The sequence below is a fragment of the Streptococcus sp. HMSC072D03 genome (assembly GCF_001812855.1).
GTDB lineage: Bacteria > Bacillota > Bacilli > Lactobacillales > Streptococcaceae > Streptococcus > Streptococcus salivarius_D.
Window position 1 is genome coordinate 117,585 of the sequence record NZ_KV810649.1, and the last position, 14,130, is coordinate 131,714.

17 protein-coding genes and 1 pseudogene are annotated in these 14,130 nt (G+C 37.0%); 17 read left to right on the plus strand and 1 reads right to left on the minus strand.

Features of this window, described 5'->3' with window-relative positions; translation table 11 throughout:
• Nucleotides 1-30 precede the first annotated feature (30 nt).
• The 17 genes and pseudogenes from HMPREF2877_RS10635 to HMPREF2877_RS04590 all read left to right on the plus strand — a co-directional run.
• Nucleotides 31-108, plus strand: a pseudogene (locus HMPREF2877_RS10635) (SH3 domain-containing protein); the annotation flags it as partial.
• Nucleotides 109-237: 129 nt separating this feature from the next.
• Entirely contained in the window at nt 238-786 is a 549-nt protein-coding gene (locus HMPREF2877_RS04515) for a transcriptional regulator (protein ID WP_070578831.1), read from the plus strand.
• Between the two features lie 173 nt (nt 787-959).
• A complete protein-coding gene (locus tag HMPREF2877_RS04520) occupies nt 960-2,549 on the plus strand; it encodes an ATP-binding cassette domain-containing protein (RefSeq protein ID WP_070578834.1) in 1,590 nt (529 codons plus the stop codon).
• A gap of 122 nt (nt 2,550-2,671) precedes the next feature.
• The gene (locus HMPREF2877_RS04525) at nt 2,672-3,121 is read left to right on the plus strand and encodes a cytidine deaminase family protein (protein WP_070578837.1); all 450 of its coding nucleotides are present in this window, start codon (nt 2,672-2,674) and stop codon (nt 3,119-3,121) included.
• 142 nt (nt 3,122-3,263) lie between these two features.
• The gene (locus tag HMPREF2877_RS04530) at nt 3,264-4,202 is read left to right on the plus strand and encodes a bile acid:sodium symporter family protein (protein WP_070578840.1); all 939 of its coding nucleotides are present in this window, start codon (nt 3,264-3,266) and stop codon (nt 4,200-4,202) included.
• 431 nt (nt 4,203-4,633) lie between these two features.
• Nucleotides 4,634-4,843, plus strand: coding sequence for a hypothetical protein (locus tag HMPREF2877_RS04535; protein ID WP_070578843.1), 210 nt, complete (start codon nt 4,634-4,636; stop codon nt 4,841-4,843).
• A gap of 10 nt (nt 4,844-4,853) precedes the next feature.
• Nucleotides 4,854-5,033: a hypothetical protein gene (locus tag HMPREF2877_RS04540; RefSeq protein WP_002885306.1), complete on the plus strand. Its 180-nt coding sequence runs from the start codon at nt 4,854-4,856 to the stop codon at nt 5,031-5,033.
• Nucleotides 5,026-5,907, plus strand: a complete 882-nt coding sequence (locus tag HMPREF2877_RS04545; protein WP_070578846.1) for an ABC transporter ATP-binding protein — start codon at nt 5,026-5,028, stop codon at nt 5,905-5,907. The genes HMPREF2877_RS04540 and HMPREF2877_RS04545 overlap by 8 nt, the downstream gene beginning before the upstream one ends.
• Complete coding sequence (locus tag HMPREF2877_RS04550; protein ID WP_070578849.1) at nt 5,904-6,641, plus strand: ABC transporter permease; 738 nt, start codon at nt 5,904-5,906, stop codon at nt 6,639-6,641. Before HMPREF2877_RS04545 ends, HMPREF2877_RS04550 begins: the two co-directional genes overlap by 4 nt.
• Nucleotides 6,634-7,728, plus strand: a complete 1,095-nt coding sequence (locus HMPREF2877_RS04555; protein ID WP_070578852.1) for a sensor histidine kinase — start codon at nt 6,634-6,636, stop codon at nt 7,726-7,728. The genes HMPREF2877_RS04550 and HMPREF2877_RS04555 overlap by 8 nt, the downstream gene beginning before the upstream one ends.
• On the plus strand, nt 7,725-8,327 hold the full coding sequence (locus tag HMPREF2877_RS04560; protein ID WP_070578855.1) for a response regulator transcription factor: 603 nt from the start codon (nt 7,725-7,727) through the stop codon (nt 8,325-8,327). Before HMPREF2877_RS04555 ends, HMPREF2877_RS04560 begins: the two co-directional genes overlap by 4 nt.
• 384 nt (nt 8,328-8,711) lie before the next feature.
• Nucleotides 8,712-9,005, plus strand: a complete 294-nt coding sequence (locus HMPREF2877_RS04565) for a hypothetical protein (RefSeq protein WP_141751044.1) — start codon at nt 8,712-8,714, stop codon at nt 9,003-9,005.
• A gap of 105 nt (nt 9,006-9,110) precedes the next feature.
• Nucleotides 9,111-9,377 carry a hypothetical protein gene (locus tag HMPREF2877_RS11060; protein ID WP_070578862.1) on the plus strand — a complete coding sequence of 89 codons (267 nt, stop codon included), beginning with the start codon at nt 9,111-9,113 and terminating at the stop codon, nt 9,375-9,377.
• Nucleotides 9,370-9,885, plus strand: a complete 516-nt coding sequence (locus HMPREF2877_RS04575; RefSeq protein WP_070578866.1) for a DUF3592 domain-containing protein — start codon at nt 9,370-9,372, stop codon at nt 9,883-9,885. Before HMPREF2877_RS11060 ends, HMPREF2877_RS04575 begins: the two co-directional genes overlap by 8 nt.
• A gap of 85 nt (nt 9,886-9,970) precedes the next feature.
• Nucleotides 9,971-11,020, plus strand: a complete 1,050-nt coding sequence (locus HMPREF2877_RS04580; RefSeq protein WP_070578869.1) for a hypothetical protein — start codon at nt 9,971-9,973, stop codon at nt 11,018-11,020.
• 131 nt (nt 11,021-11,151) lie between these two features.
• Nucleotides 11,152-12,396 (plus strand): hypothetical protein, encoded by a 1,245-nt coding sequence (locus HMPREF2877_RS04585; protein ID WP_070578872.1) that lies wholly within the window; start codon nt 11,152-11,154, stop codon nt 12,394-12,396.
• A gap of 65 nt (nt 12,397-12,461) precedes the next feature.
• Nucleotides 12,462-13,328, plus strand: coding sequence for a hypothetical protein (locus tag HMPREF2877_RS04590; RefSeq protein ID WP_070578875.1), 867 nt, complete (start codon nt 12,462-12,464; stop codon nt 13,326-13,328).
• 103 nt (nt 13,329-13,431) lie between these two features.
• Here the strand turns inward: HMPREF2877_RS04590 and HMPREF2877_RS04595 are convergent.
• Nucleotides 13,432-14,130, minus strand: a 699-nt coding sequence (locus HMPREF2877_RS04595; RefSeq protein ID WP_070578878.1) for a transcriptional regulator, incomplete at its 5' end; no start/stop codon positions are given.

The window sequence follows — 14,130 nt, forward strand, 5'->3', positions numbered from 1 at the left end:
AAAAAAAGGGCTACTTAAGATTATGATAGCCTTATTCAGGCAGATGGCCATTATTGGATTTCTTTCTTATCATATTCAGGTGCACGTCGTTATATTGCGATTAACTAAGTTTTAAAGGCTATCCAATTTTAGAAGATGGCAGGAACATATTTCTGTATTATTTTATGAAATCGTATTGTAAAATAGAAATAAAGATGTTATATTTGTAACGAAAAACAAATAAAAGGAATATTAATCATGAAAATTACAAGTAAAATTATTGGTTTAGTATTAGCTCTTATCGTAGTTATCCTTGCTGTCTTTTTGGTGACTAAATTTAACAGCCATGAATCAGCTCGTGTTAGCACAAGTAGCAGTCCAGTCAAAACGGTTAAGAAGTCATCTTCAAGCTCAAGTAAGGTCGTTAAGAAGAATAATAAGTCAAGTCAAACCTCGTCGTCAGTAGCTTCAACTGAAGAGGATAATGGACAAGCTTCTTCTCAAGAACAAGCTCAAGCAGCGGGAGCATCAGATGCTGCACAAACAGGAGAAACTACAACATCAGCTTCTCAAGTTGGAGGAGTTGAAGGTGGTCGAGGTGCTTGGACAGCTACTTCTGGAACATTGATACTTGATGAGGAAACACCTGTATATGCTGCACCAGATAAAGATAGCGGAGCAGTTTCTACACTTCCTGCCGGAGATGTTGATTGGGATAAATATGAAATTTTACCTGATGGAAATTGGTATAGCTTTGTCAAAGATGGGCAACGTTATTATATTTCATATTCAGATGTAGGACATTGATAAAGAATTAAAAAGGAAACATGATAATTCGTATAAAGTTATCATGTTTTTGTTCATTTAATGAAGTATTGCTTTATACTTAGCGTCATTTTTGAATAATAAACTTCTAAAAAATTATATGTTATTATTTATTGAAATATTTGATTTTTCTGACATGTTAAAAGGAGAGATTAATGAAATCTGTTTATCAAGTTGTTAAAAAAGATATCCAAGTATATTCAGTACTTACTATCTTATTGTCTATTGCAATGGTAAGTGAAGCCTATTTGATGCAACTAATCATTGACTCTATCAAACTTGGAGTGGGGCGCTATGTTGTCATATCTATTTTTGTAGTTGTGTTCTTGTTGATTCAAACACTTATCTACTATTTTCAACAATCACTGACAGCAATCATTAGTAAGAAATCTGCATATGCTTATAGGAATGTTATTTTCCAAGGTATTCAGAAAACACCTTTAGAGTTACTCACAGGAAATAAAAATGACAAACTTCTAGCCTCATTAACTACTCAAATAGATCAAATTGAATTTAATTATTTTTATTCCATATACTGGGGTGGCTACTTAATCTGCCAATTAATTATTGCTATAATTGTTTCTCTCTATCTTAATCCTTTATTAGCAGCTTTAACTCTGATTTTAAGTTTACCAAATCTTTTTGTAGCTATACTCTTTAAAACTCCTTTAGAAAAGAAACAAGAAGAGTTAATTGACACTACTAATACTTCAGTATCAGCTATTCAAGATCTTATCGAAGGTATACCTGATTGGAAAATTGCCAACAAGAGTTTTGACATTAATAGAGTCTTTGATATTCAAACTTTAAAGTTACTTAAACGCCAAACAAATGTTGAAAGATCTCAATATGTTGTTGTCAGTTTAAATCAGCTGTTTTCAAATGTTCTTTATTTCGGTAGTTGGATTATTGGGGGACTATTAATCATAAATAGTCAACTGACATTAGGGAGTTTAATAGCATTCTCACAATTATTAGTCAGGATTTCTTACCCAATATATGCTTCTTCTGATTTGTTAGCTAAATTTATTAGTGGTAAGAAAACTATAGAGACTCTTTCTACTGAATTTCAAATTATAGAGGAAAATCTTAATACTCTGGAACATATTGAAGTTATATCATTTGATAATTTTCGTTTTAAAAATAATTCGGAAGCTATCCCTTTTAATGGGCAGTTTTATAAGCATAAGAAGTACCTATTAAAAGGGAAGAGTGGAACTGGTAAAACCACACTATTAAAAGCAATCCTACGAGAGTATAACGATTACACAGGAACAGTTAAAATTAATGGTATTGATGTTAAAAGTATCAAAGAGAGTAGTATCTTCGATAATGTAGCTTATGTACCCCAACACCCTCATATGTTCAATGCAAAACTTCGTGATAATCTTACTCTATTTTCTGAGGATGTTTCAGAAGAGGAACTGTTTGAGACATTGAAATTTGTAGAATTATCTAAGTGGGCTAATAGAGAGTCTTTAGAGTTAATGCTTTCAAATGATACTATAAAACTTTCAGGTGGAGAAGCCAAGAGAGTTGCTTTGGCAAGAGCCTTATTGATGAAGACGGATATCTTATTTTTAGACGAATTTTCTTCTGGTATTGACCTTGAAACGTTATCAAAAATAGAGAATCGACTTTTACAAACGAGTAAATTAATTATTTACATCACACATGTAGACACCGATAGAATTATCCAACAATTTGATGAAATAATAGATTTGAATGAGTTTGTAGACTTATAAAACGATGATACTCTTAAAAACTCAACTTGACATGTTCTATGACACTATTAGCCAGTCTAGACCTAGTCGCATGGTTGAAGAAAACTATAAGCAGAGAAAGTGATCGTGTTTAAAGGAAAAAAATGGATATTTGGCAAAAAATGTATGAACAGGCTCAAGCCTTGTATCAGCCACAGGAAGTCTCAGACTTTGTCTATGCTAGACACGTTGTGGCTGCCGTTGAGGCTGAAGATGGGCAAATTTTCACGGGCTTTTGTATGGAAGGAACGTGTGGTGTTTTCCATCTATGTGCCGAAAGAGCTGCCCTTTTCAATATGTATCAAGAAACTGGTCAAACTAAGGTCAAGCGTATTATCGCCTTTCGTGACCAGCCACCTCATGGTGGACCATCTGGCATGCCTTGTGGGGCTTGTCGAGAATTTCTAATGGAACTCCATCCTGACAATCGTAACTTGGAGTTTATGGTTGACTACGACACACGTCAAACCATTACTTTGGGCGAATTATTGCCACTATGGTGGGGCGAAGAACGGGCTCAACAGTTTGAAGAAAAGTCGCAAGACAAGGCTTAACGTTTATCGAAATCACAAAATCCTCACATCTTAAGTGTGAGGGTTTATTTTTTGAAATTAATTTCAGAAAATTCGAAATTTACCTTGAAATTCAAAATGAAAGTGCCATACTATTCTGTGAAAATAGAAAGAAGGTTTCATTATGGAGTCACTTGTATCTTTTAGTAGATGGCTCAGCAAATGGTTTACTGTAGCTGTTATCCTCTGGGCTGCCTTTAACTATGCACTTCCCGCAACTAGTAGTTGGGTCATTCCCAATACGGCTTATCTACTTGGTTTGATTCTCTTTGGTATGGGACTTACCTTAACTACTGAAGATTTTAAACGTATTGCTAAGCGTCCAATTCCAGTTGTCCTTGGGACTGTTGCCCACTATGTCATCATGCCTGGTTTGGCTTGGTTGCTTTGTATGATTTTCCATCTTAAGGGTGCGACAGCAGCAGGGGTTATACTTGTTGGCTCTTGTCCAAGTGGGACTTCATCTAGTGTCATGGCCTTCCTTTCAGGTGGGGATGTTGCCTTGGATGTCTCTATTGAAACCCTCTCAACTCTCTTGGCACCACTCATGATTCCAACCCTCTTGTCATTCTTGGCTGGTCAGTACGTGAGTGTCCCTGCCCAAAGCCTCTTCCTTAGTACCTTGCGTATCGTGGTTGTCCCTATTATCTTGGGTGTACTCGTTCACTCAATCTTTGGTAAAAAAATTGATGCCATCATCAAAATTATGCCTTTGATTTCTCAAGCTGCCATCCTATTGATCGTTGGAGCAGTGGTTTCTGCCAACCATGCTAATATTTTTACAGCAGCGACAGCCCTTGTCATTCCAGTCGTTATGCTCCATAACCTTTGTGGTTATGCCCTTGGTTTTGGATTTTCAAAAATCCTTGGTTTGGAAGAACCACAACAAAAAGCCATTTCTTTCGAAGTGGGGATGCAAGACTCAAGTCTTGGAGCAACTCTTGCCATGAAATATTTCGTGCCACAAGCTGCCATCCCATCAACTATCTTCAGTATTTGGCACAATATCTCAGGTTCTATCCTTTCATCATGGTGGAAGAACCATTCAAAAAATAGTCATTAAGATAAATGAAAAGCTGACCTTGGGTTGGCTTTTATTTTTTAATAAAGAATCTTTTTCGAGACTGTCCTTAGGTGATGATGGGCGTCAGCGAACGTCAAGGAAGTTCCATACCTAAGCTTAGAGTATAAGGTCTCGATATTTCTGAACCTCTGAAGTTTAAGTTCTTAGGGGGGAATCATAGCGGAAAGTCTCAGTTAAACTCACTTTGTTCTCAAAAAGAATGTGATGTCATTATATGCAGGCCTTCTTAATTCATGGTTCATTTGAAATAGTTTATTTACTTCTTGAAGCTGACCTTGGGTTGGCTTTTTTTTTACGTCACATGACAAATGTCATATCATGTCATGACATCTGGTGCTAAAAAGAGAATGACCAAAAAGATATACTTTAGTCATAACTTAGAAATAATAAAAAACGAAAGAGGTCATCTCATGAAAATCAAAACATCTTACCTTATCTACGCTGTCATCGGAACTGTCTTTGCTGGACTTAGCATGTTTACTGACATCTTTGAAAAAGGCAATTTTGAAGCTATCTTCTCACATCTGGGAATGCTTATTGGCTTGTCTATCTCAGCCTACATTCTCATCACTATGGCTAAAAGTTTTATCGACCTTGTCATTAAAGAATTGAAAAACTAGGAGGCCCAGTATGAAATTATTGAAAATACTAAGCATCATGCTTCTAGCAGCAATTTGGACCATCCTCTTTGCTTATGTCCTACTTCATGGCAGCAGTGATATTCTCTATAGTGTTATGGGAGTATCTGTTGCAGCTTGTTATGTTTTTCTAGCCTTCTACCAAAAGAAAGGAAATCACACACATGAGTGAAGCAATCCTTCAAGTCACAAATCTTGTTAAAAAAATCAAAGGAAAAACAATTTTAGACCATATTAGCTTTGAGGTGGGCCAAGGAGACTGTCTTGCCTTAATTGGGCCAAATGGTGCTGGTAAAACGACCTTAATGTCCTGCATTCTTGGTGACAAAAAAGCTAGTAGCGGTCAAGTCTTAATCAAGGGCAAAAAGGGTAAAGCACAAGATCAAATTGCTGTTCTCCTTCAAGAAAATACCATTCCCTCACAATTAAAAGTTAAGGAACTGATTGCTTTTTTCCAAGATATTTCTGAAAATGGCTTATCTAAAGAAGAGATACAAGCACTCTTACAATTCAAAGACGACCAGTATCAGCAGTTCGCAGACAAACTCTCAGGGGGACAAAAACGTCTTCTTGCCTTTGTCCTCTGTCTTATTGGCAAGCCTGACATTCTCTTTTTAGATGAACCGACAGCAGGGATGGACACTACGACACGCCAACGCTTTTGGGAAATCATAAATGATCTGAAAAAGTCAGGTGTGACTATTCTTTATTCGTCCCACTATATCGAAGAAGTCGAGCACACAGCTGACCGCATTTTGGTTCTTCATCAGGGAAAACTCATTAGGGATACTACGCCACATGCTATGCGTAGCGAGGAAAAGGAAAAGCAAGTCACCTTACCAAGTCGCTTTGCGCCAAGTCTTGACAAACTGGCAGCCATTTATGATGTGACTGAAAAACGTGATGTTGTAACCTTTATGACTAAAGATATTGAAAGTGTATGGAGTAGTTTACAAGCTCAAGGCTGTCGCATTTCTGACATTGAAATTCAAAACAAGACACTTTTAGATAGCCTATTTGATAGCACAAGGGAGGACAAGTCATGAAAGCACTACTTAAAATCGAATGGATAAAAACATGGCGCAGTTGGCCAGTCTTCATCATGTCCATAGGAATGCCCGTCGGATTCTTCCTCTTGTATTCAGGTATGGAAATGAGTCCTGACCCAGCGTCACAAAAAGCTTTTATCTTGTCCTATATGTTGACCATGACTGGATTTTCTATGTCCAGCTTTGGTTTCTTTACCTTCCCCTACATGCTTAGAGAGGATCAAACTGAGCACTGGCTAACCTACATCGAACATTCAAAAATCAGTATTCAATCCTATTACCTCTCTAAGATCTTCCGAGTTCTTATGAACTTTATGGTTGCTATCCTAGTGACTTTCTGTGTGGGAGCTTTTGTGCGTGATGTTGAGATGCCATTATCACATTGGCTTGGTTCAGGGGCTCTTTTACTCTTATCAAGTCTAGTCTTCCTATCCTTTGGCTTGCTCCTTGCCCAAATTAAGTCACAACAAATCATGGCTATCGTCGGAAATATCGTCTTTTTAGGTCTTGCAATTATTGGTGGCTCTTGGATGCCAGTAACCATGTTTCCAAAATGGGTTCAGCACATTTCTGAGTGGACACCCATCTATCATATCAATCAGTTAGTAGTCAATTTTGCAAAAAAAGGGGAATTTTCATGGAAATCGCTCATTTTTATCTTGGTCTATGCTACAATAACTACAGGCTTAGCCCTTTTTATCAAATCTTACAGAGAAAGTGACCATGTTTAGAACTTACCAGAAAAATGATTTCGCTTATTTTGTTAGTCTGATTTTCCTTGTCTTTCCGATATTAGGAGTGTTTGGCGGGTATTTTCCAGTCTGGACCCTGGCTTTGACAACGGCCTATACCATCGCTTATCTCCTTATGGTATATTTGAAAAAAGCTTATAACAAGTGGATTCCCTTTCTGTGGTTTTACACTCTAGCTTATATCATTTTCATGTCCCTGGTCTATCAGGGTGGCTTGATGTGGTTTGTTCTTTTCAATGTTAACCTTCTCGTTTGGCGCTTTGAGGATAGCATATCTTCTTATCGATTTTTATCCTTTCTAGCGACGCTCTTGATTTTGACGTCATCATCCTTCCTACTGACAGACGATTTGAGCACCCACCTCATGTCTCTGGCTATTCCTCTTTTTTCTTTAGGAATGTACTATTTTCAAAACCGTATGCGTCAGGAGAGAAAGATGGAAGAGGCCCTTGCGGAGCAGAATCGGACCATCAATATCCTGTCCGCTGAAAATGAACGCAATCGTATCGGTCGTGATTTGCACGATACCTTAGGACACACCTTTGCCATGATGAGTCTTAAAACCGAGTTGGCTCTGAAACAGATGGATAAGGAGCAGTATGATGCTGCTAGAAAGAATCTGGAAGAATTGAACCAAATTAGTCGTGACTCCATGTACGAGGTTCGTGAGATTGTCAATAAGCTTAAGTACCGAACTGTAGCTGAGGAGTTACTGGAACTCGAGCGACTCTTTGACCTATCTGATATTGTCTTGACTGTGGATAGTAGCCTTGACTTAGACAGCCTATCGCCCGTTAGCCAGTCGACCCTGTCCATGGTACTTCGTGAACTGGCCAATAATGTTATTAAACATAGTCAGGCTGAAAGCTGTCAGATTCGTCTAAGCCGTGATCATGGTATAGTGCTTGAGTTCGAGGATGATGGTTGTGGCTTTAAGGAAGTCACTGGGCAAGAGCTACACAGTATCAGGGAGCGTCTCAGTTTGGTAGATGGAGACTTGGAAATCCTGTCTCAATCGCATCCAACCATCATTCGTGTGCATTTAAAAGAGGGAGGAAAAGCATGAAATTATTAGTCGCTGAAGACCAGTCAATGTTGAGGGATGCCCTCTGCCAACTTCTTATGTTGGAAGACGATGTCCAAGAGGTCCATGCAGCCAGTGATGGCCAAGAAGCCATTGCTCTCTTGGAAAAAGAAGAAGTTGATGTAGCCATTTTAGACATTGAAATGCCAGTTAAAACAGGCCTTGATGTTCTTGAGTGGATTCGTAGCAACCAAAGAGAAACGAAGGTCGTTATAGTGACCACCTTCAAACGAAAAGGCTATTTTAAACGAGCCCTCGCAGCCCACGTGGATGCCTATGTACTCAAAGAGCGTTCCATCAGTGACCTCATGGCGACCATCCATACAGTCCTAGCAGGTCAAAAGGAGTACTCGCCAGAGCTAGTTGAAGGTGTCGCCTTTGACAATAATCCACTCAGCCAACGTGAACAAGAAGTCTTGGCCATGGTAGCTCAAGGATCAACCAACCAAGAAATCGCAGAAAGCCTTTTTCTCTCAAACGGGACCGTACGAAATTACATGACAGCCATCCTGACCAAACTCGATGCAGGAAATCGAACAGAAGCCGTCCGTATTGCCAAAGAAAAAGACTGGCTAGGGTGAGGAGAAGTAGATAAATTTTCTATCACTTTGTTTTAACTAAAAATTTGAATTAGATTAATTAGTAAGAGTGAAGTATTTTTAAAGTGAAACTTCCCGCTGTGAGAAAAGTGGCTGAAACAATTTAGTTTCAGCCACATGGGATTTTTGAGACCTTAGGCTCAAAAATGAGTCATGGAGCTTCGAAGAAGATCGCTGACGTCCCAATTCACTTAAGGGAAGTTTATAAAAGATACTTTTTAATTGAAGGTCACCAGATGGTGGCTTTTTTCATGCCTTATAATCTATCTAAACATTCACAAGCAAGCAAAGTCCAGACATGGTAAAATGGAGTGAGTTGTGCTTATTTGAGTGAGCAAAATACAAAGGCTAATGTGGGAGAATCAAATGCGGAAAATAATTTATATGGGCGAGTTTGACGGTAGGAACTATTATTACAATACAAGGACAAAAGAAGGCCTTGTAGCTTTGGATTCGGAAACGATTAAGAAAAAGGGAGAAAGAAACGAGTACCTAAGTACTTTAATCATGATACTTTTCTGGTCATTCTTAATTTTGGAAGCACTGATGTTTCTGATACCGGTTTTTCATGGTATGCATTATCCAAAGCTGATGATTACTCCCTTTATTATGCTTTCAATAGTAACACCCTTACTGTACATCCTTTTTATGGAGGAGTGATTATACTACAATGTTAACTATACCGTTCTTTCTACCAAGGAGGCTTTTTCACAGGCTGTATATACCAATAAGTTTTGGAATAATTTTTTCAATAAGAAGGCGACTTTGCTTAAAATACCAATCTTTATTTTTGCCATGCTAGTCATGTTGATTTTTAGCACAATATATTTTGGCTGGGTTTGGTTGTATTCAACTAACATTATTGCAGAGAAAGCTTTTGACCCTGGAATTTTAATTGTTATCCCTATATTTACCATATTTGCGGGTATACCTTTCCTCTTATTTTTCCAAAATAATCCAGTGCGATGGCTCCTTGCAGTTCGCAAACTCGAGCGTGGAAAAATCATCTTTGAGGAGGAAAATCATGTCTAAGTTACAGATTTTATTTTTGGCTTGGTCCATAAGCGTCATTGTTTTGTCCATACTGATAATTCTTTTTCGCAATGTGTATCTCAAAGAACTTAATCGTAAAACGAGTTCCACAGAGAGCGTAAAAGGTAGCGTAGTAGGTTATAGATACTATACTGATGCTATTGCTCCGATTGTGGAATATATTGTCAATGACAAGGCTTATAGAAGAAGTCTGGAGTATGAGTGTGTTACGACAGTTTCGCTTCCTTGGAAGAGTTCTAAAGCCACCTCTAATCCAGACTTGTTGGCTAAAAGACTTGTTATATACACCAATTCGTCAGTACCATATGCCGCCAAAGATTTCTTTCCATTGGGATCAACCCTGACAGTTTGGTACAATCCAGATAATCCCAAAGAATCTTATGTCGAACGTTTTTGTGGAGCCGTGAAAGTCTATAAATTTACTTATTGGACCTTACTTTTGACGCTTGTTTTCATCACGATTATTTGTTTGACTATCGCAATCTGATAAATGCTTTATATCATACTATAAGAAGTGTGTGAGCTGGTTAATCAAATGACAAACAAAGACTATCAAAAGGAAAAAATAATAGATGAAAAAATCAACTACATTTTATATCTTCGAAGTAGGGTCACTGTATCTTTTGATAATATTTACATTGAGTACTGTTATTGCTTTTTATCAGTTACTAACTGGTGATGAATTTGTCAATAATTTTTTTAATCTAATAGTTGCTTGTTTTCTCCAATTGACAGTCGGATGGCTTTCTTTCGCATCAATGGGAAGAATAAAAATAATTGACTCAGAAATAGTGGTAGACCGCAATTTTAAACGTTATCGACTAGATCCCTCAACCATTACCGTCAGTTTAGGCAAAAAGTACTCGGTTCGAGGTTTCGCTAGCTACCCAATTTTTCTGGAAGGAAAAATCATTGGGGATTCTAATCAGATGGTCAAACTCAAATTTCTTGGTAACAAGCGAAAGAATAAGGCCTTACTTAGTTATTATCAAAAACACCTCAAACCACTAGCAATTACAAAGGAAAGTCTTGACCAGAAGAAGTCTACAGATGATGACTTTGAAAAGATGGTATTAGCTTCGAAAGATAGGATAACATTTCATTTAAGTGATTTGGTGGAATTCGGTGCTGACCAGGGAGATCTTACTAAGACCGTCTTTTATCATCCTATTGAGAACAAACTCTATATAGGGAAGAGTGTTCCGTTTCCAATTATTTTTACTCCTAGCGCAGTATTATTTTATGGTATTTATTGGTTGACAGAGAGCATTTCTCTGCATGGTTTTCTTCCATTAGTCCTTTCATTTATAATTATGTTTCTCATCGCTCGTTGGCAATTTAAACATAGGAAACAAACACAAATAGTAAATGTACTACCTTATGACATTCCTGAGAATTATTTCCCATCCCAGAAATCAAATGGATTGAAAACTTATCTTTTGATTTTCGTCTTTGGATTATCCACTATAGGGCTATCGATACTATACCTTTTTTGGGGTAGCTTTCTTTTATTATTTCTGAGTTTTGTGTTGTGGTACTTGTTTATTATTTTGGCATTATCAGGGCAATTTAAGAAAACCAAATATTTGAAAATCTTGGAGAAGGAAGAGAAACCCTACTAAGCTATTTTTATTGAAGTATTCACCCCTTTGGGTGTTTTCTTTTTCAGCTTATCGGTGAACTTGCGAATGCTAAATAATCAGATATAATGAAAAGTAAGTCTATTTCAAAAATGAATATAGGAGATAAATTGATGGATTATAAGAGGATTTTGAAAAAATATACCCTTATTTTACGTATCACTACTGTATTACTAATTATTTTGTTATTTTTCCTTAGATGGCTCTTTTTAGAAAATTCCACTATACAGTTGATCGCTTTAGTAAGCGTCGTTGGTCTAGTCGTTATATTAAAAAATTACTTAAATAGCTTACTTGTAGGGGAAACTCAAAAGATCCTTAAAGAAACGATGGGTTTGAATTTCTGGTATGAATCTATTCAACTGTATGGTAAGTCTCGACGTAAAAAGAATCAGATCAATGCTAGGATTGCATCTATTACCTACGCTTACATGATTGGCGACTTCCCATCGGTCATCAACCAAACAGAGGAATTACAATTTGCAGGTATTAGGAAGACTTACCTTGATTTTCTATGGTTTATTTCCCTGAAAGCATCCTTACTTTCTGGAAAAATAAACAACAAAGATGACCTTTTAAAATCAGTCCATTATCTAAACTCTAAAGACGAGAAAGCAGAAGAAGTCGAGCAGAGGGAATTTATTGCTATGTACGATATTCTTGTGGAGCGTAAACCCAATGATTTCTTTAATCAGACGACTGCTCCACAGGCCTTTGAACGACTCGAACTTCAGTATTTTAAAGCCTTAAACGAGCAATTAAGTGGAAATAAGGCTCAAGCCAGAAGCTTGTTTGAAGAGATTGCACAAGAAGATGAGCGCCTGTACTTTGTACAAATGGCAAGACATTGGTTGGCCAACAATGGGGAAGGGATTCTCAAATATTCAGAACAGGAGTTAGAAAGAATCGAGACTCTAACTGCCGATTTACCGAGCCTAGAACTTGGGAAACCTAAAAAGAACAAGAAAAAATGGTTATGGCTTCTCTTGATTATTCCAGTCCTAATGCTGCTGGGAATTATTCAAACAACCATTGATGAGAAAAAATCAGATGATGGCATTTATTATCTCATCGTCAAAAATCAATCAACAAAAACAGCAACAATCGATAAACGTTTTTGGATAAAAATAGACGGTGAGCAGATTACTCTAAAGGATGTGGAGGGAGAGCATACCTATCACTTTGACTCCCAAAACGATGAATTCACCAAAGATTCGGAGACTTATAGTTGTATGTTACATGACGGTACCCTACTTCTTGTAAATGATGGCATAGAGAATGAACAAGCAGAGTATGTCAGCCCTGAAAGTAGTTGGTATTCAGGTTATGAACAAGGAAAAGTCAAAATAGAGAAGTAGCTTAAACTGGAAAGACAGGCAAATAGAAGGCTTGAGTATAGTAAGAGAGGGGGGACAGTTAATAAATGAAAAAATCAATCTTTAGTGCAAGTTTTGAAGAGAGTTTAAATTTATTAGACGATGCTTCGCTTCAGTATATAAAGAAAGACTATTACGAAAAACTTGGAAAAGGCTTAAATAATGGAAAACCAAGTATTGGTTTTAGAATAAAAAGTATTCTCTACAGTATTTTGTTTGTATTCGGATGCAACTTTCTCTTGGCCATATTTGCCTCTTCTTTGGATGTTGCAGAGCCTAAGGATTTAACTCTGCCAGTTCACAAGCCATCACTGTTGACTCCAGAATTATTCTTGATTTGTTGTTTTATTTGGCTATCACTCGTTCTTATTGGAAAATTTGTTAGCAAACCATTTCTTCGACCATACAGATATCGCTTTCATATCGAGACCTTTTTATTTTGGTTCTGTCTTGAATTCAATCTCTTGGCCATAACGATAGCACTCCCGACCCTAACCTCGTTAGGAATTTGGTTTATTTACATTCTCTTGTTTATCATTGCCCTGATATTCCTCCGTATGGAGAAAAGAAGTTTGACCACTTGTTTTTACGGTGAAGAGGCGAGAGAAACTCTTGTTGATAGAATAGCAGGTCTAATCGCCACCTATGGTTCAGGAGTGCTAGGGTTTGCTGTAATCATCAAAATAATCTTATCGCATTCGGGAGTAGCAGTCTCACAAAGTTTGACCTTGTTAGGGATGTTTTTGACATGGCTAATCATAGATATTGGATTCTTGGCAATGGTTATCTTTATGGAGTTCCCTTTCTTTTTAGAAGGTTTCTACAAATGGAAGTATCCAGAAGAATATCGTGATTGGGAAGGCAAGTCAGTAGAAGAATGGTATGGGAAGAAGTATAAGGGCAAGTTTAAGTGAAAAAATTGAATTAATCAAAGAAGCATCTGAGTTCAACTTCAGATGCTTCTTTGATTGGTATTGTATAAAAATAATTATATTTAAAGTGTTGCTGATATATTTTCTATTCTATATTTAAATCTTTTTGTATTTCCATTTTAAGATTTTTGATGAAGACTTGGTCACCAAAAGCTTCAGCTAGTACGGTAGCCGTATTATAGAGCTCAGCCGCTTTATCTCTGTTGTTCTCATAGAACAGATAATATTTCGCTTCAAAAATAAGTACAGCGGGTTTGTAAGCATGTTGTAGAGTCTTATCGATAACAGTATGCATTTTATCGACAATAGTTTTCATATTTCTATAATCATGATGCATAACATAGATTCCACCTATAGTTGACAATGCTCCTAGTAGCTCAACATTAACTAGCTCTTCCCCTTGTAGTTCTTGATTAATTAATTTACATCGAAAACTTTCAACAATTTCTTCATCATAGTCACCAACTTGACATTTAAAAGTATAATATTTAATTAGTAAGAGGTCATTTAAGGAATATGCTTCTTTCTTCAAAACTTGAGTCAGATAGTCTTCAAAGATAGTTTCGATAGCATCCTCTTCACCTTTAGTCATAAAATTCAGGGTTCTTTCAATGATATCAATGGTTAACAGCTCGTCCTCTGGTAGAATATCAATATAGTTGTCGTAGAGGTCTTCAATATCCTGCAGCTTTTTCTTGATACGTTCAGAATCGCCATAGACAGGAGACTTCATGAGTTTATATTTAGCCTGATAATAGTCTTCAGGAATGTCTAGTTTTGTTTC